This is a genomic window from Luteibacter aegosomatissinici (genome assembly GCF_023078495.1).
Taxonomy (GTDB): Bacteria; Pseudomonadota; Gammaproteobacteria; order Xanthomonadales; family Rhodanobacteraceae; genus Luteibacter; species Luteibacter aegosomatissinici.
This window is the reverse complement of record NZ_CP095742.1, coordinates 472053-494829: the sequence shown is the minus strand read 5'-3', so window position 1 is coordinate 494829 and position 22777 is coordinate 472053. Positions and strand designations below refer to the sequence as shown.

Below are 22777 nucleotides of genomic sequence, written 5' to 3'. Positions count from 1 at the left end.
GCCCGGTCGTCATGTAGGAAGAATCCGATACGCTGCCGCGGTCGTGTCACGTCCCGCGTGGTTTCGCCCGGTGCGTGGCGGTGGCGGTCCAGGGATCGTCGGGCCACGGATGCTTGGGATAACGCCCCTTCAATTCCTTCTTCACTTCGGGATAAGTACGGTTCCAGAAGCCGGAGAGATCTTGCGTCACCTGGATGGGCCGGCCAGCCGGTGAGAGAAGATGCAGCGTGACCGCAACGCGTCCGTCGGCGACACGCGGCGTATCGGCCAGGCCAAACAGCTCCTGCAGCTTCACGGCAAGCACCGGCGATGCACCCGGATCACCATCGCGCACGCCGTATTCCAGCCGACGCGTCATGCCGCTGGGCACGGCAAGGTCTTCAGGCGCCTGCGCATCAAGTGTTCGTCGCTGCTCGTAGTCAAGCAGCGAGGCCAAGGCATCGCCAAGGTCCGATGCCTGCAATGCCTCCAGGCGACGCTTCCCCGTGAGGTACGGCGCAAGCCAGCTTTCCAGGGCATCCCCCAGGGCTTCGTCGCCGACATCGGGCAGGCCCAGCTCCGGACGCCACGTGCGCAGGGCATTGATGCGCGCGCGCAACCGCAGGGCGTGTTCGGTCCATGGCAGGCTGGCAACGCCCTTCGAACGCACCGCGGCCAGCAATGCGGGGAGTGCATCATCGCCCTGCACCGGCACTGGCTTCCGCGCAACCACCAACGCATCGAAGCGGCGCTCCTCGAAGGCCTCGGCAATCTGGCGCGTATCATCCCAGCGCATGACACGCTCAGTGACGAAACGATCGGCGTGCTCGCGCTCAAGCACGTCCGGATCGAGGGGGGCCGCCGCATAGATCAGGCTATCACGTGCCTCCAGGCGAAGATCGAGCACCACCAGCCACGGCTCACCGATGAGCGCACTGTTTTCGTGAAGGCGCGCGCCGCGTCCGCTCGCAAGTTGATAACGTAGCGGCTGAGTGTCGTCACGTCGCGCGACGCGATCGGGAAACGCGTGGGCCAACAGGTCGCCGACAGCGTGGGCATCGGGTACACCGCTGGCCGCGGTCTTGATATCGAGACGGCGACGCCAGCCGGTCGCCGCCTTGTCGATGGCGGCGAGCGCGCCGGTATCTGCCGAAGCAAGCCGCGCCGCACGTGCACCCCCATCGCGCCACATGTGCAGCGCATGTACCCGCTGGCGGAAATCATCGTTACGCGCGGCATCGCCACGCAAAGGGGAACGTGCTTCTGCCAGGGCCAGAAGATCGGCTACCAGCGGCCGTTGTTCGACGTGCGCGCGCATAGCCGCCGCCCCGAGCCTTGGCGTCGCGCCGAGCGCCAGCATCTCGCGTCCAAGTGCGGTGATCTTCAGGGATGGGTCCATGGCGCCGAGCCTGCGCAACAGGTCCCGCGCCTGGCCCATCGCGCCCGCAGGCGGTGCATCGAGCCATGGCAGCGCATCGCTGCCCCAACCAGCCAATTCCAGCGCCAGGCCAGAGAGTTCGGCCTGCTCGATCTCCGCCGTGCGGGAAGGTTCGAGCCGGCGGCTCTGCGGCCACAGCCGGTAAGCACGCCCGGCGGCCACGCGGCCGGCACGCCCCGCACGCTGGTCCGCGGAAGCTTGCGAGATCGTGACGGTATCGAGTCGCGTGAACCCTGAGCTGGGATCGAACCGCGGCTCGCGCGCGAGGCCGCTGTCCACCACGGCACGAATGCCTGGCAACGTTACGCTGGATTCGGCCACGTTGGTTGCCAGCACGACACGCCGCGTGCCGGGATCCGCCGGTGCAAGGGCCAACTGCTGCTCGGCTAGGGAAAGTTCGCCATGCAGCACCACGACATCGACATCGCCATCGAGCCGCTCGAGCATGCCACGAGTGCGTTCGATTTCGCGACGACCCGGGAGAAACGCCAGGACGTCGCCGTCGTTTTCACGCAGTGCCAGTTGCACGGTTCGGGCAAGGTGCTGCTCGATGGATTCCTGCGCGCGCGCGGGCGGGTACGTGCAATCGACGGGAAAGCTGCGCCCCGGGCTGGTGATGCGTGGCGCATCGAACCACTGCGCAACGCGCTCACCCTCGAGTGTTGCGGACATGACGAGCAAGCGGAGGTCAGGCCGGAGGCTTGCCTGGACATCGAGCGCCAGTGCCGCACCCAGGTCGCCTGCGAGGTGCCGCTCGTGGAACTCATCGAACAGCACCGCGCCGACACCCTCAAGCGAAGGGTCATCCTGGATCATCCGCCCGAGGATGCCTTCGGTGACCACTTCGATGCGGGTACGCGGGCCAACCCGGGATTCGAAGCGGATGCGGTAACCCACCGTTGCGCCCACCTCTTCGCCGAGCTGGCCGGCCATGAAGGTGGCTGCCGCGCGGGCGGCGATACGTCGCGGCTCCAGCATGAGGATCCGCTGACCTGCCAGCCATGGGGCATCCAGCAAGGCCAGCGGCACCTGCGTGGTTTTACCTGCCCCTGGAGGGGCCTCAAGCACAAGCCGGGGCCGCTCCGCGAGCGAAGCGACGATATCGGGCAGAAGCGAGGTGATGGGGAAAACGGCAGCCATGCGGCGTATATGTTACCGCCCTCACCCGTCGCCCGCCGCCTTCTTTGCAAACGGCTCAAGTGAACGGAAGCGCCGCCGGTAATCGTCGGCTACGCGACGGGCGTCCTCGGCGCTGGCGATCACCCGGGGCGTAATAAGGACCAGGGTCTCGGTGCGCTGGTTGTTATCCCAGCGGTTGCCGAACAGGTGGCCCAGCAGCGGTATTCGCGACAGCCCCGGTACGCCACTTCGGCCATGCGCTCCCATCTCGCGGATCAGGCCCCCTAAGAGCACCGTCTGGCCACTTTGCACGGCCACTTCGGTCTGCAGGCGTCGCTTCTCGATCGGTGCATTGCCCGAGGCGTTTGTCGTCTCACCGACCTTGCTAACCTCTTGCGTGACATCAAGGTATACAAGACCGCCAGGGTTGACCCGCGGCCGAACCTTCAGGATGACACCTGTTTTCTTGTAGCTGACCTGCCCCACTTCGTTGCTGCCACCCGACTGCGTATTCACGTAGGTCTGGGTAACCGGCACCTCGTCGCCAACAAGGATTTGCGCGTGGCGGTTGTTGACGACCACAAGCGAGGGCGCAGAAAGCGTCCGTGCATGCGTATCCTCTTCAAGCGCACGCACGACGGCCTGCAAGTCCTTGTTGATGAATGAATAGAAGAACGTATCGGCGCCGCCACGCGCGGGCGGGTTGCGGCCAAGGCCCCAGCCTTGCTGGTTACCGGGCTGTGTAGGTTTGCCGCTGCCGCTGCTACCCGCCAGGCCCTCGAGATACCACTGCACGCCGAAGCGGAAGTTGTCCTGCAGCGACACTTCGAGAATGCGCGTTTCGATCTGCACCTGTAGAGGTAATGCGTCGAGGCGCTCGATCGCATCGCGGATCCCCTTCCATTGGGCTGGCCTTGCATGAACCAGCACCTGGTTGTTTGCATCGACGGCGGTAATGCGAAGGTCATGGTTGGCACCACCCAGGCCTTGGGACGGCGCCTGGTAAAAATCCGGATCCGGATCGACTTGTGGGCGTTCAGCTGCGTTGTCCTCCGCTTCATCATCCAGCCCGCCTTCGACTCGGCCGGACGCCAGGCCGGGAGCCACGCCGCCAGCGGAATCGCCAATGGAGAGATAGCCGCCGTATATCTGGCCGATATGCCGCGCAACATCGCTCGCGGGCAGGTTGCGCACATCGTAGACGTAAAGTCGCGGCTCGTTTCCTCCGCCTTGATCGATGCGCTCGATCCATTCGCCAACACGCGCGAGATAGTCCGCCTGGGTGGAGATCACGACCACCGCGTTGCTTCGCTCGATGGGCAGGAACCTCACGAGACCTGCCGCGGGCGATTTGCCCCTCGCCCCGAACATCTGCTCCAGGCCAGGGAGAATCTCGCGCGTCGTTGCGTGATTGAGCGGGAATACGCCAACCGACATGCCGCTGACCCAGTCGACATCGAAGGTTTCGATGCTCGCCGCGTAGTTGTCGAGTTCTTCCGGAGTGCCCGCCATCACGAGGAAGTTGCGAACCGGGTCCACCAGGAGCATGGCATCGGCGCTTGCGAACGGTGCGACCAGCTTCTCCATCTCGTTCGCGCTGACGTAACGCAATGGAAACAGCCGCACGGCATGGCCATCCCTGGGTGCCGCTGCCGCAAGCTTAGGCACGGCACGGCCCGCGACGGCGTCGCGGCGAGGCATCACGTCGTAACGTTCCTCGCGATGCACCAATGCATTCCCGGTCCAACTAAGCAGCGTCTCAAGAATGGGCAAGGCCTGCTCGCGGTGAACAGGACGTGCTGTAGAAAATGAGACCGTACCTGTGACGCCAGGCGTAATCGCATAGTTGGCGCCCAGTACATCGCCCAGGATCGCACGTACAACCGCCTCGACGGGTTGATCTTCAAAGTTGAAGGTCAGGGTGCCCTCGCCTTTGGCTTCAGCCCTGGGTGTGTCGAGGGTTTTAGGACGCCATACGGTGGCGGCCCCATGCATGACCGAAGGCGAGGGCTCTCCCGGCTCGGTGCTGGCAGGCGCCGCTGGCAACGGCAATGGCGCCGGAACGGGCCGTGCCAGGTCGGCGAGTGATTCCCGCTCGAGATTGCCTGCGAGGCGTGATGGCGCCTGTGCACAGGCGGTCGCGAGCAGGGCGGTGGCGATCGCCACCCCCAGTTTCTTAGCTTGCATGGTCGTGTTCCTCTTTCCATGAGGGGGCGCGATGCGCCGATTAACGGACGTCCTGTTGCCTTTGCTGCTCCTGCTGCTGCTCCATGCGGCGCTTCTGTACCGCCTGCTTCAAGGCTTCGATACGCGCCCGCTGCAGATCGGCATCGTCCTGACGCGGTGGCGGACTACGCGTACCGGAGGACGCCGGTGGATGGGGTAGCGCCGGGCCGGTCATGCCACCGCCCTGCGGCTGGACAACCCTGACGCCATCATCGGCGCTGGCTTGCGGCGGCCGTGGCGGCTGCGCGCCCGGCGGCGTCGGGCCACCCGGCTTCGCATTGGCGAGCGGATCGGGGGCCGCCACCTTCAACGTGAGCTCGCGTCGCTGGCCACCGTTATCAAACACGGCACTGCGCGGCGTGAGCGAGGCAAGCGTCCAGTGCCCCTCCTGCAGCGCGGCGCCTTCTTTCACGCGTACGGCGGTACCCTTGTCGCGGTCACGCAACAGGGCCATGTGCAGGCCATCGGTCATGATGATGCCTGTCAGTTCCAGATCACCGATGTTCGCCGCGTTATCGTCGCCCCCCGTCGAGGCGACCGGCTTGCGATCGGCCATGAACAACGGACGCTGCCAGGTCTCGGCGAAGTTCGCCAGTGGCGATGGCGCCGGCATGCTTGCGGCACGCACGGGCGGTAACGGCTCGGGTGCGTTTGGATCATCCCAGTGCACGCCACGGCCCACGCCGACGGCAAAAGCGGCGGTGGTACAGGCAAGTGCGATGGCAATGCCGGCGAGGATGGGCGTCAGGCGACGCTGGCCCGCCGCGTTCACGAGGCCGCCTTCGCCGCGCGCGCGGCATGGATGTAACCGGATACGGTGAACTGGACTTCGAGGGGTGCATTGCCGCCGTTGCGCGCGGCGACCGGGTTGCGATAAATGCTGAAATCCTCGATGAACAGGTAAGGTGCCTCTTCTTCGATATCGTGCAGCACCGCGGCCATGGGCTGCATCTGGCAGCGCAGGCTGATGTTCACGGTGACCTTGCGGTAAGGATCGCCTGCCTTGTCCTGCGCAGGCACGGGCATTTTCTGCACCACGTCGCAGGCACCATCTTCCTTGTGTGCCGCCGCCACATCGACGACTCGCTGCATGAGCCCCGCCGCTGCGGCGTTGGTGTCATCGCCCGCGAGGAACGCATCACTGCGCGTCTGCCCCTGCTCCAGGGTGGCTAGGCGCTTTTCCAGCTGCGGGCGCTCGGCGATGGCTGCCGCGTAACGCCGCTGCGTATCGCGCAGGTCATCCATCTCATCGGCCATGCTGAGCTGCGGGGCGACAAACCACCAGTGTATGAACAGGAAATACACGGCCGTGAGCGCAATGAGCAGCAACACGATAGCCGCGATACGCGACTCGCCCGGCTTCATCTTTGCCACGGTGATCATGGTGCGGCCCCCTTCGGGCCCGCGGTGCTGGCCGACGGCACGGGTGCCCCCGCGGCGGCCGGCTTCGGCGTCAATGCCTTCGCTTGCATGTAAAAGCGCTCCTTGCCTGAGGTCGGGTCGGTCTGGATCGTGCCCTGGAAGCTGGGTTCGGCGATGGTCTTCGCCCCCTTGAGTGCATCGATAAGACGCGCTGCCTGGGGACTCTGGCCCTGGAAGCCGATCTGCCCACTGGCGTTCAGCGTGAAACGCTCCAGCCACGTGTCATCCGGCAGGCGAGCCGTAAGTTCGTTCAGTACCGGCAGGATGGCAGCCGATTCGGCCTTGCGCCTGGCGAGAAAGCCCGATGCCCCTGCACTCTCGGTGAGGCGCTGGCGTAATGCGCCGACGCGTTTTGCATCGGCCTGCATGGCGTCAACCTCTGCGCGCATCGCATCCAGCGCGACCGCACGGTTATGGAGCCAGGTAGCCATGGCTGCCACGGCCAGGATGATGACGCCCACGGCAAGTGCGATGTTGATGCGGCGTCGGCGATCGACGCGGCGTGGTGCGCGCTGCGGCGGAAGAAGATCGACCCCAGCCAGCCCATGGCCTTTTGCGACATCGACCCGGTCGGGCGTGATGCCAAGCGCACCGAGCTCATCGAGCAGGGGATCGAGCGCACTGCGCGGCGTCGCCGCCAGTTCCGCCGCGAACCGGTTTTCGCCTGCCGGTTCACCCAGGTCGCGTACACCGAAGTGCACCTCGTCGGCGCGGAACGGTGTTTGCCGGTCCACATCGAACCCGACGACCTGGCGGAGGTTGTCGCGCGCGGCGACAGGCAATACAAGCCGGCGGCGCAGGACATGGCCCGCCGGCAACACCAGGGCGACGCGGCGGTCGGCCGGATCCGCCTCGGCCAGGACGCGTGAAAACTGGGCCGTGCGGTGTTCGACGGCATCGATGTCATCGGCAGTGGCGAGCACTGTGGCTTCACCAGCCCGGCGAAGTATCCACCCGTCCTCGCCGCGCTCGATGATGTACCAGCGCTGCCCACCGGTAAAGGCATCCCGCCAACGCGCAGGGACGAGGTTCGCCAGCTCGCCGAACCACCAGCTCAGGAAGCCCGGCAACGCGCTGCCGCGCCATGCGCGACGGAAGCGTTCGAGCTGTAGCTGGGAGGCATCCTGCAGGGCCGTCATTCGCTGTCTCCTTCGCGCCAACGCAAGATCGCGTAGGGCTGGTTTCCGGATCTTATCCCACGAAGTCTGATCGTTGATGTCAGGGAACTCCTCGTTCCGTCGTCAAGGATCGCCTCCGCGTGGATCGTGTGGGTGACGCCATTGCCGCCCGCGACCGCGGCACCGCCCGCCTGGGCGCGCGTAGCGAGAATGGCCGTGGCGCCGGCACTCCCCAGGCCGGGGATGGCGGCCAGTGCGAGCGGCTGCGCGTGTTCGGTGTTGGGCCGTTCGCGCCCCGACCAGATGGTGATGGCGGGCGCGATAACGGTCCACAGCTTCGCGTCCATGCCAAGCACCATGCGGGCCTCTTCGACGGTCGCGAACGGGCCATTGCGCGGGCCGTAATCCAGGCCTGCCGCTTCGTACTGCGGTCGCTTTGCCCCGTTAGGCAATGCCGCGTCGCCGGGTCGACGCCAGTCCTGCACGGCGGCGGACAACTTCTGCGCCCGGTCGTCGTCGGCGCCAGCGGCCTTGAACAACCCGGATAGCACGTCCGCCGAGGCGGCATTCAAGTCGACCTTGCCGTCTTCATCGACGATGGTGATGTCGACCTTCGCATCGTCGAAGGCAAACGTGTAGCTCCGGCCATCGGCGATCCAGCGTGCCTGCGGATCAGGCGTCTGCAGGCCATCGATGGCCCGCATGATGCCCGCCTCGGCCGCGTAGTGCGCGCGCGTCTGCGCGAACTGGTAGCGCGCCTGAAGGCCCTCGGTACGTGCCAGGGCGGCGAACCCGCCCAGCATGATGGCGAGCAACGTGCAGCCCCACAGCACGATGAGCAACGCCACGCCGCGCTGAACCCGCAGCGTACTCATCGCACCACCGGCCCGCGCGACCCGCGCGACAGTGAGAAACCGTTGCGGGATGCCGATGGATCGATACGTAGCGGGGCGATCATCGTGGGAAACGCGGTCGTCCCGTCGAGATCGAGCGCTATGCGTACCAGCGAGGGTGTCCGGCGTCCATCGGCCCATTTTTCCTGCCAATCCATCGGCTTGTTCTGTTCGTCCATGCCGCGATAGCTGAAGGTCCCCTTGTGGATGCCGCGGAGCAAAACCTGCGGATCGCCCAGCGCCTTTGGCTCACTGCCATCCGGGGGCAAGAGGAACAGGCTCACCTCGAGCCGGTAGTCGTCACGACCATCGGCCACCAGCGCCACCACCTGCATTTGCGGACCCAGCCGCGACAGATAGCCCGGCATGGGAGCGACGAACGTGATCTTGTCCGATGCGCCAGCGAAGACGACCGGATCGCCGTCGTCGGTTTCACCGAAAGGCATGACCAGCGCCTGCGCCAGCTCACTACGCAGGTACGCCTGGGTGGAGCGAACCTCATCCATGCGTTCGATGGCGCGATCGCCGCTGCGGACGATACGCCCCGCGGTACTGATGCCTGAGTACACGCCAAGCAGCACGATGGAAAGCAGCGCGAGCGCCGCCAGTACCTCCATCAGGCTGAAGCCATGCGAGCGCTTCATGGCCCACTACCTTGCGGAACACCAAAGCGCAGCGTGGAAAAATGGGCACGACGCTCGCGCCCATCGTCGCCCCACAGCACGTCCAGGTCGAGGCGGTACATGCGCGCGCCGTTGCCGGTATCCGTGGGCGCATCGCCAACGTTGAACGGCGCCACGTTCAATCGCCAGCGGTACGTGTCGTCAAATCGTCCTTCGCTGCTGCCTTCCTGCACCGGCTCCATGATGAATGCACCATCGAGCAGGCTGCGCGCGCGCAGCGCGGCCTGCGTGCGCTCGTTGGCGCGCGTGGTGAGGCTTATGGCGCTGCCCGCGACCTGCATAAGGGCGGCAAACGTGATCGCCAGCACCGCAATGGCCGCAATGACCTCGAGCAGGCTGAAACCCGCCGCACGGCGGCGGGCGTGCATGCCATGCCGGATCATCGTGGCGCCACCACACTGACCGCGCCGGTGAGCCAGCCCACGTTGACATGCCATTCGCGTTGGCCGCGCGTCAACGTGATGCGCCCGCCGGTGGAGCTGCCATCGGGGAAGAAACGAATACGACCCGTGGTGGCGTTGGCCTGGTCTTCGCGCGCGCTGGTAATGGCGACGCGCATGTCACGAGGCAGGTGCACATCGCCCTTGCCGGGTGGCCGGTACGTGGCGGCACGCACATCGACCTCAAGCGCCTGGCTTTCGCCCTTTACGATGGCCTGGGTGCGCGTATAACGCAGCGCCGCGGCGAGTTCGCCGCTCGCCGCATTGACGCGCGCACTGGCCAGGCCCTGCGTGACCGGTATGGAAACGGCGGCTGCGGCGAGGCCGATCAGCAGGATCACGGCCAGCATCTCGAACAGCGTGAAACCGCGCACGCGCATGGCCGTGAACCCCGCCTGCCTTACTGCCAGTTACCAACGTCGGCCGAATAGCCGTCGCCGCCGGCCTTGCCATCCTGGCCATAGAACACCAGGTCGTACTGGCCATGCTCACCCGGGAAACGGTAGCCGAACGCGTGGCCCCACGGATCCTTCAGGTCAGACGCCTTGGCGTAGGGGCCCTGCCAGTTCTGCGCATCCGCGGGCTTGGTCACCAGCGCATCAAGCGATGCGGGCGGCGCGCCATTATCGAGCGAGTAGTTGTCGATCTTCTGCGTGAGCGTGGTGAGCTGGGCCTTGCCGGCGCCGTACTTGCCCTTGTCGACGTTCTTGCCGACCTGGGTGACGACGATGGCGCCGATGATGCCGATCAGCACGATCACCGCGAGCATTTCCAGCAGCGTGAAGCCGCGGGCGTGGCTGTGTCGGAGGGTACGGGTCGAGCGCATGGGCAAAACTCCTGGGGAACGATTCGGTCAATTGATATTGCTGGTGAGGCTGAGCAGCGGCAGCAGGATCGCCGCCATGATGAAAGCCACGAGGACGGTCATGACGATGGTGAGCGTAGGAACGAGGGCGGCCAACAGCCGGTCGATCGCGCGCTTCGCCTCAACATCGAACGTATCCGCTACTTTCAGCAACATGGTGTCCAGCGCGCCGGCCTCCTCACCCACCTGGATCATCTGCAGGGCAAGACGGGGGAAACGCTCTGTCTGTGACAACGCGCTGCCCAGCCCCGTTCCCCCCTTCACGCGATCGGCGGCCTGTTCGAGGGCCATGTCGAGTGCCCGGTTACCGGTCACCTGGCGCGCAATGGAAAGTGCGCCGAGCAAGGGCACCCCGTTTTTCAACAGCGTGCCCAGCGTGCGTGCGATTCGTGCTGTCTCCACCTTTAGCAGCAGCGGGCCAGCGACACGCATGCCGAGCAGGCGCGCGTGGAAGCGCAGCTTCGCATCCGGGTCACGCAGGCGCATCTGCAGGAACACCACCAGCACGACGATCAGGAGCGCGATGGCCCACCACCAGTCGCCAATCACCGTACCGATCGCCAGCACGATCTGGGTGATGAGCGGAATCGGCACCTGCATATCGGCAAAAATCGGAACGAACTGGGGCACCACGTAAGCCAGCAGCAACACCAGCGAACCAAGTACGCCGACCATGAGGAAGGCCGGATAGATCAATGCATTGATGATGCTGCCGCGCAGCGCCTGGGCGCGCTCGAGGTAATCGGCAAGCCGGCGCAGGGTTTCGTCGAGCGAACCGCCCGCCTCGCCCGCACGAACCAGGCTGATGTACAGGCGCGGGAACACGCCGTTTTCTTCATCCAGCGCGGTAGAGAGCGTGGTGCCGCCGCGTACGCGGTCGCGGATCCGCTCCACCATGTTCTTCGCACGCTCGCCTTCGGGCAGGTCGAGGAGGATGCCAAGGGCGCGATCCAGTGGCTGGCCGGCACCCAGCAGCGTGGCGAGCTGGTGCGTGAACTGGGCCAGCTGGTCACCTGTGAAGGGCCCTTTGCGAAACAGCGCGGCGAGGCTGCCGCCGCCGGCGTCGCCTTCGGCCGGTGCCGCTTCGAGTGGCACATGGCCCTGCTCCTGCAGCCGTGCCACGACGTCCTCGATTGACGTGGCTTCCATGCGTCCCGCCAGCATCTCGCCGGCGGCGCTGATCGCGCGGTAGCGGAACTGGCTCATGGTCAGCTCTCCTGCGTGACGCGCAGGACTTCCTCAATGGTGGTGACGCCCAATACGGCCTTGGCCAGGCCATCCTCATACATCGTACGCATGCCTTCGGAGCGCGCCTGCCGCTCGATCTCGCCCGCATCCGCGCGCTGCATGACAAGCCGGCGGATGGGATCGCTCATCACCAGGAACTCCATGATGGCGCGACGGCCGCGGTAGCCGGTGGGATTGGCCGCGCTCGAACCGGGTTTCCACAGCCGGATCGGGCGCTCGTCGGTGTACTTGTGTAGCTGGAACTGCTCGATGACCTCGGGCAATGCCTCGTATGCAACGGCCGTCTCGGGATCCAGGCGGCGTACAAGGCGCTGCGCAAGGATGCCGTTGACCGTGGAGCCCAGCAGGTAATCTTCCACACCCATGTCCAGCAGGCGGGTCACACCGCCCGCCGCGCTGTTGGTATGCAGCGTGGACAGCACAAGGTGGCCGGTCAGTGCGGACTGGATGGCGATTCGGCAGGTTTCCAGGTCACGCATTTCGCCGATCATGATCACGTCGGGATCCTGGCGCACGATCGAGCGAAGCGCACCGGCAAAATCCAGGCCGATCTGCGGCTTCACCTGGATCTGGTTGATGCCCTCGATCTGGTATTCCACCGGGTCTTCGACGGTGATGATCTTGACGTCGGGCGTGTTGATCTGCGACAGCGCGGTGTACAGCGTGGTGGTCTTGCCTGAGCCGGTGGGACCCGTGACCAGCAGGATGCCGTGCGGGCGATCGAGCACCTCGACGAAGCTGTCGCGGAAACTGTCGGTGAAGCCAAGCGATTCGAAATCGAACACGACCGATTCGCGATCGAGGATACGCATGACCACCGATTCGCCGAAGCTGGTGGGCACGGTGGAAACGCGCAGGTCGAGCTCCTTGCCCTGCACGCGCAGCTGGATGCGGCCATCCTGCGGCAGGCGGCGCTCGGCGATATTCAGCCGGGCCATGATCTTGACGCGCGAGATCACGGCGGCGGTGGAACTCGAGGGCGGCGCTTCGACTTCGTGCAGCACACCGTCGATGCGATAGCGCACCTTCAGGCGGTTCTCAAACGGTTCGATGTGTACGTCGGAAGCACGCTGCTCGACGGCGCGCTGCAGGATCAGGTTGACCAGCCGGATGACCGGGGCCTCCGAGGCCAGGTCGCGCAGGTGTTCCACGTCGTCTTCGACCGCCGCGCTGCCATCGAGGCTCTCGACGATGCTGCCCATCGCCGAACGGCCCTGGCCGTAATAGCGCTCGATCAGGTCATCGATCTCCGAACGCAGGCCCACGCGCAACTGCACCTCCCGGCCGGTAGCCAGCGCGACAGCCTGGAGCGGGTAAGGATCGGCGGGGTCGGACACCAGCAAGGCCAGGCCATCGTCGCCCTCGCGCACGGGCACGACGTGGTACTGCTTCAGGAAGCGGACCGAAAGTTCGACATCGGCCGGCGGCATCTCGGGGGCGTCCTTCGCGGCCAGCAGCGGCAGCCCCAGCAAGGCCGCCCAGGCATCCGCCAGGTCACGCTCCGACACCAGGCCGAGGCGGGCCATCAACGCCGTGAGGGTGCCCTCGGGCGTCTCGTCGTGCAGGCGCCGTGCCCGGGCGAGGTCAGTGTCTTTCAGGCGGCCATGCGCGACCAGGTGCGCGCAGACCTGGGCTTCGCCCGGTTCGCCGGTAAGCATGTCCCTATGCTCGGTCATCGCAGACATGCTTTATCACGCTCCGTACGTTGCGGTATCGATGCCCCCGTTCCTGGGGCCATGGGCCGCTATTGGTAGCACAGACCATGCTTCCGGGGCGACCGTGCGACGCGCATCCTGCGACGCGCTGCAACAAAGCGAAGGCCGGCGTCGCCGCCGGCCTCGCAAGGTTTCGGCGGCCCCGTGTAGGCGGCCGCCTAGTCAATTACCAGCCGATGCCTACACCGACACCACCGGAAGTCTCACCTCCGCTGACGGCGGCGCCGAAGGTCAGCGCCGCGTGCGACGACAGTGCCCGTGAGTAACCCACCGACAGCGCGCCCTGGCCCTTGTAGCCGCCCGCGCCGACACCCAGCCGGTTATCCCCGCTGACGCCCTGGGCGCTGAAGGCCATCTGCGACATGGCCGCTCCCATGGCGCCGACCTTGTTCAGACGATCGTTGAGATTGTTGAAACGGTGGTCGACCTCACGCTTGTACTCATCGAACGCACCGCCACTCACGATGTCGCCGAACTTCTGGTCGGTGTACGCCTTGGCCTGGGTCAGCGTGCTGGCATCGCCCTGGTCGGCATACGACTTGGCCGTGGTCAGGGCCTGGTCCACCTGGCTGACGTTGGCCGCGTCGGTCGGCGCGGTACCGGCCGCGACGTTCGTCACCCGCCGCTCGGCGCCGGCCGAACCGACGGACACCGTGTTCGGCTGATCGGCCACCGAGTTGGCACCCAACGCGACACTGTTGGTTGCCGCCGCCGTCACCGTAGCGCCCGTACCCACCGCCGTGCTGTCGGCCGCACCGATGGTTGCGTTGTTGCCGATGGCAAGGTCGGTCGGATCCTTGGCGTAGCTGCCCGTACCGATCGCCGTGCCATCACCGGTGCCTTCCACGATGGCCTGCGCCTGGGCGACCGGTGCCACCGCCGCGGGCGTGGCGGCAGCCGGTGCAGGGGCGGCGGCCACCGCCGCGTTCACGCGCGGACGGGTCGGGCCCGTTCCGGGCGAACCTGCCGTTCCCGATTCCAGCTTGCTGACCCGCGTATTGATCGAGCTGAGTGCCCCGTCCAACGCACCCACCGCATCACCCACCGTCCCGTACGAGCTCCCCTGGACGCGGTACACCGGACCAATGAACCCGTTGGCGCCCATGGTGGCGCCGCCACCGAGGGCCAGCGCCACCGCATTGCCTGCGGCGTTGCTGGTACCGGCAAACGCACTGCTCAAGGCCGAATTCAGCTGGGTGAGGTTGACCGCATCCGTGCCCTGGGTACCTGCCGCCACGTTAGTGATCTGCCGGTTACCGCTCGCCGAACCGACCGATACGGTGTTGGCGCGGGTCGCGACCGAACCGCTACCGAGCGCCACGGAGTTGGCCGCGGTCGCACGCGCGCTGTCGCCTATGGCTGTGGCGCCCGCACCGGCGGCGTTTGCCGAGGCGCCGATCGCCGTGCCGGACTCCTTGCTGGCGGTAGCGAACGAGCCTATCGCCGTCGACAGGTCACCCGCTGCGCTGCTGCCGGCGCCCACTGCCGTTGCATACGCTCCGGCCGCGCTGGCGTCATCCGATCCATCGTTGGCGCCCGTGGCAGACACATAGTGCGCCGCACTGCTCACGCTGTCCGCCAGGGTATCGAGCTGGCCCTTGTTCACCGCATCGGTCGACTGCGTGGCAGCCGCGACGTTGGTGACCTGGCGTTCGGCGCCCGCCGAACCCACGGATACCGTGTTGTCCCGCTGCGCCACCGACCCGGCGCCCAACGCCACGCTGTTTGCGGCGCTGGCTTCGGACTGCGCACCCAGCGCGGTACTCGCCGCGCCCGTCGCCGTCGACGTAGTGCCGATGGCGGTGGCGTTGCCCCCGTTGGCGAACGCGCCACTGCCGATGGCACTGTCACCGGTGCCGCCAGCAAACGCACCCGAACCTGCGGCGGTAGCGAACTGGCCAGCCGCCGTGGCGTCGTCCGATCCGTCGCCCGTGCCGGTTGCCTTGAAGAAATGGCTGGCGTCACTGACGCTGCCGGCCACGGCATCCAGCTGGGATTTGTTCACCGCATCCGTCGCTTCGGTGCCCGCGGCCACATTGGTGATCTGACGCTCACTACCCACGTCACCCACCGACACCGTGTTGTCACGGTCGGCGGAAGAATTGGCACCCAGGGCCACGCTGTTATCGCCAAGGGCCCATGCCCCGGCACCCAGTGCGGTGCTGCTATCGCCAAGCGCCCAGCTGTTCGTGCCCAGCGCCACGGCATTGGCCGATTCGAGGCCGAAGAGCGCGAAGCCGGTCTCGGCGTACTGGCCGATCGCGACGCTGCCGGTACCCGCCGCGCTCGCGCCACCACCGATCGCTACCGCGCCGTCGCTGTAGGCGGCCGTGCCGTAGCCCACCGAGGTGGAGAGCGCGCCGGCCGCGTAGGCCTGGCCACCCAGCGCGGTCGCACCCTGGCCGGAGGCTTCGGAGAGGAACCCGCCGGCCAGCGACTGCTCTCCCTGCGCGAACGCCGCTGTGCCCAGTGCCGTGGCGAACTGTCCTTCGGCCTGCGCGCTCGCACCCACCGCCGTCGCGGCCAGGCCCGATGCTGTTGCCGGCCCCACGGCTTCACCCGTCGCGTTGTAGGTGATCAGCGGATCGCCATTCTCATCCACCGCCTGGCCACCGATCGCCGTGGCGCTGTTCGCCGTGGCCTGTGCACCACTGCCGTACGACGCCGTGTTCTTGCCTTGCGACGTCGCACCGTAACCGCCAGCGATGGCGCCATCACCCTGGGCGAAGGCTCCCGCACCCAGCGACGATGCACCCACGCCATTCGCACTGGCGCCGTTGCCCACCGCCGTCGCGTAATCGCTATCGGCCACGCTGCTCGCACCTACCGCCGTCGCGCCGCTGCCATCGGCGATCGCGCTGTAGCCATTCGCCGTGCTGTCGTCGCCGAACGCGGCGCTCGATCCACCCGTTGCGGTCGAACGTGCACCCGAGGCTTCGCTAGCCTGGCCCACCGCCGTGCTATCGCTGCCCGTGGCCGTCGCCAACCCGCCAACCGCGGTCGCGTTCGTGTTGCCTGCGTAGCTGCCGCTACCGACCGCCGAGGCGAAATCACCTTGTGCGACGGCCGCGGCACCTACGGCCGTCGACTGCGTACCGCTGGCCAGCGACTGCGCACCCAGGGCGCTCGAGCCCAGGTCCTGCGCGGTCGCGCTTTCGCCCAGCGCCGTGCTGCTGTCGCCGCTGGCTTCACTCTGCGTACCCACGGCCGTCGACATCTCGCCCAGCGCATTCGCTACCGCACCGACCGCCACCGATTGCGTGCCATTGGCAAATGCACCGACGCCGAAGGCCGACGCGGCGAAACCACCGGCCTGCGCACTCGCACCCACCGCGGTGCCACCGACATCGGCGCTGGTCGCACCGGTATCGACGGGGACGCCACCATTCGTGATCAGCGGATTGCCGTCTTCATCGACGGCGACACCACCCACGGCCACACTGCCCGGGCCATTGGCCTGCGAGCCCGCGCCGTACGCCGCGCTGTTCTGGCCGGTTGCTGTTGCGCCGTAGCCGGTCGCCGTGCTGTTGACGCCCGATGCGAACGAACCACTGCCGTAGGCGCTTGCGCCATTCGCACCGGCAAACGCGCCGGAACCCGAGGCTACGGCATAGTCACCTACCGCCGTCGCGTCATCGCTGCCATCGTTCGCACCCGTGGCCTTGAAGTAACGCGTCGCGTCGGTCACGTTATTCGACACCGCGTCCAACTGGGATTTGTTCACCGCATCCGTCGCTTCGGTGCCCGCGGCCACATTGGTGATCTGACGCTCACTACCCACGTCACCCACCGACACCGTGTTGTCACGGTCGGCGGAAGAATTGGCACCCAGGGCCACGCTGTTATCGCCAAGGACCCATGCCCCAGCGCCCAGTGCGGTACTGCTATCGCCAAGCGCCCAGCTGTTCGTGCCCAGCGCCACGGCGTTGGCCGATTCGAGGCCGAACAGTGCGAAGCCGGTCTCGGCGTACTGGCCGATCGCGACGCTGCCGGTACCCGCCGCGCTCGCGCCACCACCGATCGCTACCGCGCCGTCGCTGTAGGCGGCCGTGCCGTAGCCCACCGAGGTGGAGAGCGCGCCGGCCGCGTAGGCCTGGCCACCCAGCGCGGTCGCACCCTGGCCGGAGGCTTCGGAGAGGAACCCGCCGGCCAGCGACTGCTCTCCCTGCGCGAACGCCGCTGTGCCCAGTGCCGTGGCGAACTGTCCTTCGGCCTGCGCGCTCGCACCCACCGCCGTCGCGGCCAGGCCCGATGCTGTTGCCGGCCCCACGGCTTCACCCGTCGCGTTGTAGGTGATCAGCGGATCGCCATTCTCATCCACCGCCTGGCCACCGATCGCCGTGGCGCTGTTCGCCGTGGCCTGTGCACCACTGCCGTACGACGCCGTGTTCTTGCCTTGCGACGTCGCACCGTAACCGCCAGCGATGGCGCCATCGCCCTGGGCGAAGGCTCCCGCACCCAGCGACGATGCACCCACGCCATTCGCACTGGCGCCGTTGCCCACCGCCGTCGCGTAATCGCTATCGGCCACGCTGCTCGCACCCACGGCCGTAGCACCGCTGCCATCGGCGATCGCGCTGTAGCCGTTCGCCGTGCTGTCGTCACCGAACGCGGCACTTGATGCACCGGTCGTCGTCGAACGGGCACCGGAGGCTTCGCTGTTCGCGCCTACCGCTGTACTGTCCTCGCCGGTCGCGCTCGCCAGGCCACCTACCGCCGTCGCGTTGTTTGCTCCCGCATAGCTACCACTGCCAATCGCCGAAGCGAAATCGCCATTCGTCGTCGAGACAGCACCCACCGCTGTGGACTGCGTGCCCACGGCGATGGCTTCCGCGCCCAGTGCGCTTGAGCCGAGATCCTGTGCCGATGCCGACTCGCCAAGCGCCGTGGAACTATCCGCCGCTGCGTACGTATTCCAGCCAATCGCCGTTGCGTAGTCCGCCGTCGCCCAGGCGCCCGCACCCAGCGCAGTCGTCGCGTACCCAGTCGCCTGTGCCGTGAAGAAACCAAAAGCGCTGCCGCCGACAGCCACGCTCTCGTCGCCCGTCGCCGTTGCGCTTTCGCCCACGGCAACGCTGCTCGTGCCACCCGCCGTGCTTTGCGTACCCACGGCGGTGGAGTAGTCACCCAGCGCGTTGGCCACGGCGCCGAATGCCGACGACTGCGCGCCGCTTGCGTACGCACCGACACCCACCGCCGAAGCGGCGAAACCACCGGCCTGCGCACTCGCACCCACCGCGGTACCACCGACATCGGCGCTGGTCGCACCGGTATCGACGGGGACGCCACCATTCGTGATCAGCGGATTGCCGTCTTCATCGACGGCGACGCCACCCACGGCCACACTGCCCGGGCCATTGGCCTGCGAGCCCGCGCCGTACGCCGCGCTGTTCTGGCCGGTTGCTGTTGCGCCGTAGCCGGTCGCCGTGCTGTTGACGCCCGATGCGAACGAACCACTGCCGTAGGCGCTTGCGCCATTCGCACCGGCAAACGCGCCGGAACCCGAGGCTACGGCATAGTCACCTACCGCCGTCGCATCATCGCTACCGTCGTTGGCACCGGTCGCCTTGAAGTAGCGAGTGGCGCCATTGACCGCATCGTTCACCTGGCCGACGTTCGCCGCATCGGTATCTTCCGTACCCGCTGCAACGTTCGTGATCTGCCGCTCGGCACCGACATCGCCGACGGAAACCGTGTTATCGCGATCGGCGACCGAGCCCGCGCCCAGTGCGACGCTGGCGACGCCCGTCGCCACGCTTTGCGTACCGAGCGCCGTGGAGTAATCACCTATCGCGTTTGCCACCGCACCCACGGCAGCCGATTGCGCACCGCCAGCATAGGCGCCCACGCCGACCGCCGATGCGGCGAAGCCAGCCGCCTGCGCGCTGGCACCAACGGCAGTGCCCCCCACATCCGCGCTGGTCGCACCGGTGTCGACCGGAACACCACCGTTGGTGATCAGCGGATTGCCATCCGCATCCACGGCGACGCCACCCACGGCCACACTGCCCGGGCCATTGGCCTGCGAGCCCGCACCGTACGCCGCGCTGTTCTGGCCGGTCGCCGTCGCGCCGTAGCCAGCGGCGGTAGCATTGCCACCAGTGGCGAACGCACCGCTGCCGAATGCACTGTCACCAGCGCTGCCAGCGAAGGCACCCGATCCCGCGGCGGTGCTAAACGTTCCCGCGGCGGTGGCATCATCGCTGCCATCACCCGTACCCTGGGCCTTGAAGTAATGCTGTGCATCCGCGGTGGCCGCATCGACTGCGTTCACCTTGCCGGATACGGTCGCGACGTTCGCCGCCACGGTGTCGACACGGCCATTCACCGTATCCACGCGCCCATTGACGGTATCGACCCTTCCGTTGACGGTCGTGACGCGTGAATTGACGGTATCGAGCTGGCGCTTGTTCACCGCATCGGTGGCCTGCGAACCATCGGCGACGTTCACGACCTGGCGCTCACCGCCGCTGCGGCCTACCGATACCGTGTTCGCGCGGTTGGCCACGGAATCCGAACCCAGTGCCACCGCGTTATTGGCAATGGCGCGGGCACCCCGTCCCACCGCCGTGCTTCCCGTGTTGGCGGCGTTCGCGCCCTGGCCGAGCGCTACGCTATCCGTCGCGCTGGCGCGGGCACCCTGGCCAAGCGCCGTCGCGAAGTCCCCGGCTGCTTGCGCATCCTGGCCAACGGCGGTGCTGTAATCCCCTTTCGATGTGGCTGCGTTGCCAAGCGCGACGCTGTAATCCCCCGCCGCCTTCGCCTGGGCCCCGCACGCGAAAGCCTGGTAGCCCTTGGCGACCGGCGCGAGCAAGGAAGAGAACCCGCTGCAGATGTTGCCGGCCTGTGCGTTGTTGCTCCCGGATGAACCCGCATGCGCCGCCGGGCTGGCCAGCGCGAACACCGCGCCCGCAAGCAGCGGCAACGCGGCCATGCTCGCGCGGAGGCGTCGGGAGGCGCCGCCCTTGCCGTTCGCACGGGCATGTTCCGATGCAACGACCAGGATCCCGAGCGACTTTTTCCATACCTTGCTGTAGATCGTATTCACGTAACTTCCTCCCGTGGGTGCCGCTATGTGCGGCCAGCGACGGGGCGCGCCGCGCGCTGCCTCCAGTGCCTGCCGCCTGAATGGAACCCGGGCCGCGCGTGGCGGCCCGGGTGTGTCGCGCTTACTGCGTGTAAACCGCCTGCACCGTGACCCCGCTGTAGGCCTTCACCCCAGTGACCTGGAGATACCAGGTGCCCTGCGCCGGGCTGGCCTTGGTGTACACCTCGGCGTTGCCGGTACGGTTGGCGACCGCGGTGAATGCCGTGGCGCCTGGTGCCTGCACGGCGATAGACACATCACCCGAGCCGCCTGCCGTACGGAACGTCAGCGACTTCGCGCCAGCCGGCACCGAGAGCGAGTACACCTTGGTGCTGCCCGCCGCGCCCGACTGGTTGCCGAGGCCAACGTTGTTACCCAGGCTGATCGCATCGGGTACCGCGACATGCCACGCGGTGTACTGCTTCTGCGTTTCCGCATCGCTCAGGCACGCATTCAGGCTGGATGCCTGCGCTGCAGTGATCAGGCCCGAGCTGGCGAGGGTGGACGCGTAGGCCCGCACGCCGGTGCGATACACCGCGAGCGTGGCGGCATCGCCGGCAATCGTCTTCGCATTGGAGATGACGTTCGCACCCACGATCACGCCGCCCGGTACCAGCGTCGGGATACCCGTATTGCAGGTAAGCAGCAGCTGCCCGGTGGTGTTGAGGCCCCAGCCTTCATCCTTGAACAACGCAGGGGTCAGGTCGACATCGATCTGGCCCATCAGGTCCTGGTTGATCGCGTATTCCATGATCGCGTTCGGGGTCAGGCGGGTGTCGTAATGCGAGAACGACGAGCCCTGCGCAAGCACCGTCGGTGCATACAGCTGCACATTGCCCTGCGCGTCGGCGCCGGCCAGGCCCGTGCCCTTGCCCACCGCGCCGGTCAGCCCGGTGAGGTTGGCCTTGAGCTTGTTGCCGTCCACCTGGCTGATGGCGATCGTCGGGATGTTGATCGTGGTCGTCGGTGTGCCGCCCGGGGTGATCGCACCGGCCTGGTTATTGGCGATAAGCACGGCCTTCGCACCGGCGGTCTGCGCGTTCGCCACCTTGTCGGTGAAGTTGCAGGTGCCGCGATCGATCAGCGCGATCTTTCCGCTGATGGCGGAGCCATTGGTGATGGCCGCGCAACCATCGGCCGGCGCGGCCTGCACCACGCTGCCGCTGAAGTTCGAAGCCGTGGCGAGCGGGCCAAACGCACCCTGCGCGTACTGGTAATCGCCCGCGGCAGCGGCCGGTGCCGTCACCCGGAAGATATCCGGCAGCCCTAGCGCGAGCGGCGCTTCCGCCTTGACCGTGGCGCCGGTGAAGACCAGGTTGCCATCATCCAGCGCCGCCGTGACACGTTCGGCGTTGGTCAGGTCATACCACTTCTTCATCTTCGTATCGTTGAAGACGAACGTGGAATAGATATCGGGGCGGGCCACGCCGTCGTCGCCGACGTAGGGGGAGCCCGTAGTCAGGCTGTTGAAGCCGGAGAAGCCCAGGCCGTGCGCCATTTCGTGCAGCACGACGTTGAGGAAGTTGATCGATCCGGCCGGCGTCTGCCCATCCAGGCCGAAGTACCACTTCGAACCTTCAAGGCAACCGGTGGAGCCCAGCGCACCATTGAACTGGCTCTGGATATCCGCTTCGCCCGGGATGCCGTCGGAACCACTCAGCGCATCGAACAGGGCCGAGTGGTACCAGGTGTTGCGCACGGCGCGCGGCGGCAACGTGCTGGTGTCGTCGAAGTAGAAAATGTAAGTCGTGCCCGATGAACCCAGCACGCCGGAGGTCGCGTCGCAGGAAAGTTTCTCGAACGTCGCGTTATTGACGATGGTGACATCGCTCTGCAGCACGGCGCCCCACACATCGGCGGCGAACTGGTAGACGTTCAATGCCTGCTTGCCCACCGTCGTACCCGGGTTGCCGCCTACCGGCGTTGCCGGGGTCGGATCATCCAGGCCCTTGCCGGTACCGACATCCTGGTTGACGATCTTGATCTCCGCGGCACTGGCGCCCATGGCGTAGAAGAGCCCGGCGGCGGCGATAGCGGTAAAGAGAAGATTACGGCGGATCATTTCACCACCTCCGGTGCCTTCGGCGCGGCCTGGACGCCGTGATCATCGTGGTGAATGCTGAGGCTGCCATCCGGCTGACGTTCGGCAACCACGCTGCTCATCAGCTCCTGCGGCACCCGCACGGCCTTGGCGCGGACGCCGTTATCGAGCGAGACGCTGCGGAAGGTGGATTTCGCTTCGGCCGCGGTACGTGGCTGGCCAGCGGAAAGCTTCGCCGCCGATACGTTTTGCACACCAAACGCCCTGGACAGCGCAGCGCGCTCTTCAGCGGTCGGTTCACGCAACCGGCCCGTTGCCGGATCGATCGCCACCTGTACGCCTTGGACGACGACGGTCTGAGGCGCGGCGGTCTTCGGTGCCTCGGCGGCATGTACCGCTGCCGCGAGGGTGAAGACGCCCGTCAGCACCAGGCCCGCGGCCTGTGCCAGTGTTCGTGAATACATTGCCCTTACCTCCCTTATACGGCGGCAGGGACCCCTCCC

General features: G+C 66.8%; 15 protein-coding genes. All 15 read right to left on the bottom strand.

Going from position 1 to position 22777, the window contains the following annotated elements; all coding sequences use genetic code 11:
- Window positions 1–46 precede the first annotated feature (46 nt).
- Window positions 47–2557 carry an ATP-dependent helicase HrpB gene (hrpB, locus tag L2Y97_RS02170; RefSeq protein WP_247432385.1) on the bottom strand — a complete coding sequence of 837 codons (2511 nt, stop codon included), beginning with the start codon at window positions 2555–2557 and terminating at the stop codon, window positions 47–49.
- A 21-nt stretch (window positions 2558–2578) separates the two neighbouring features.
- Window positions 2579–4723: a type II secretion system secretin GspD gene (gspD, locus tag L2Y97_RS02165; protein ID WP_247432382.1), complete on the bottom strand. Its 2145-nt coding sequence runs from the start codon at window positions 4721–4723 to the stop codon at window positions 2579–2581.
- 40 nt (window positions 4724–4763) lie between these two features.
- On the bottom strand, window positions 4764–5534 hold the full coding sequence (locus tag L2Y97_RS02160) for a general secretion pathway protein GspN (RefSeq protein WP_247432380.1): 771 nt from the start codon (window positions 5532–5534) through the stop codon (window positions 4764–4766).
- The gene (gene gspM / locus L2Y97_RS02155) at window positions 5531–6145 is read right to left on the bottom strand and encodes a type II secretion system protein GspM (protein ID WP_247432377.1); all 615 of its coding nucleotides are present in this window, start codon (window positions 6143–6145) and stop codon (window positions 5531–5533) included. Before gspM ends, L2Y97_RS02160 begins: the two co-directional genes overlap by 4 nt.
- Window positions 6142–7323, bottom strand: a complete 1182-nt coding sequence (locus L2Y97_RS02150) for a type II secretion system protein GspL (protein ID WP_247432375.1) — start codon at window positions 7321–7323, stop codon at window positions 6142–6144. Before L2Y97_RS02150 ends, gspM begins: the two co-directional genes overlap by 4 nt.
- Window positions 7320–8177 carry a type II secretion system minor pseudopilin gene (locus tag L2Y97_RS02145; RefSeq protein WP_247432372.1) on the bottom strand — a complete coding sequence of 286 codons (858 nt, stop codon included), beginning with the start codon at window positions 8175–8177 and terminating at the stop codon, window positions 7320–7322. Before L2Y97_RS02145 ends, L2Y97_RS02150 begins: the two co-directional genes overlap by 4 nt.
- Window positions 8174–8839: a prepilin-type N-terminal cleavage/methylation domain-containing protein gene (locus L2Y97_RS02140; RefSeq protein WP_247432369.1), complete on the bottom strand. Its 666-nt coding sequence runs from the start codon at window positions 8837–8839 to the stop codon at window positions 8174–8176. Before L2Y97_RS02140 ends, L2Y97_RS02145 begins: the two co-directional genes overlap by 4 nt.
- Window positions 8836–9246 (bottom strand): type IV pilus modification PilV family protein, encoded by a 411-nt coding sequence (locus L2Y97_RS02135; protein ID WP_247432367.1) that lies wholly within the window; start codon window positions 9244–9246, stop codon window positions 8836–8838. The genes L2Y97_RS02140 and L2Y97_RS02135 overlap by 4 nt, the downstream gene beginning before the upstream one ends.
- Window positions 9247–9257: 11 nt before the next feature.
- Window positions 9258–9698: a GspH/FimT family pseudopilin gene (locus L2Y97_RS02130; RefSeq protein WP_247432364.1), complete on the bottom strand. Its 441-nt coding sequence runs from the start codon at window positions 9696–9698 to the stop codon at window positions 9258–9260.
- Between the two features lie 20 nt (window positions 9699–9718).
- Window positions 9719–10144: a type II secretion system major pseudopilin GspG gene (gene gspG / locus L2Y97_RS02125; protein ID WP_247432361.1), complete on the bottom strand. Its 426-nt coding sequence runs from the start codon at window positions 10142–10144 to the stop codon at window positions 9719–9721.
- A 27-nt stretch (window positions 10145–10171) separates the two neighbouring features.
- A complete protein-coding gene (gspF, locus tag L2Y97_RS02120; protein ID WP_247432358.1) occupies window positions 10172–11389 on the bottom strand; it encodes a type II secretion system inner membrane protein GspF in 1218 nt (405 codons plus the stop codon).
- Between the two features lie 2 nt (window positions 11390–11391).
- Complete coding sequence (gene gspE, locus L2Y97_RS02115; RefSeq protein ID WP_247432355.1) at window positions 11392–13107, bottom strand: type II secretion system ATPase GspE; 1716 nt, start codon at window positions 13105–13107, stop codon at window positions 11392–11394.
- A gap of 205 nt (window positions 13108–13312) precedes the next feature.
- Window positions 13313–20194 (bottom strand): ESPR-type extended signal peptide-containing protein, encoded by a 6882-nt coding sequence (locus L2Y97_RS02110; RefSeq protein WP_247432353.1) that lies wholly within the window; start codon window positions 20192–20194, stop codon window positions 13313–13315.
- 121 nt (window positions 20195–20315) lie between these two features.
- Window positions 20316–22295: a PA domain-containing protein gene (locus tag L2Y97_RS22420; RefSeq protein ID WP_283248297.1), complete on the bottom strand. Its 1980-nt coding sequence runs from the start codon at window positions 22293–22295 to the stop codon at window positions 20316–20318.
- Window positions 22292–22738 carry a post-PEP-CTERM-1 domain-containing protein gene (locus tag L2Y97_RS02095; RefSeq protein WP_247432350.1) on the bottom strand — a complete coding sequence of 149 codons (447 nt, stop codon included), beginning with the start codon at window positions 22736–22738 and terminating at the stop codon, window positions 22292–22294. Before L2Y97_RS02095 ends, L2Y97_RS22420 begins: the two co-directional genes overlap by 4 nt.
- Window positions 22739–22777 lie beyond the last annotated feature (39 nt).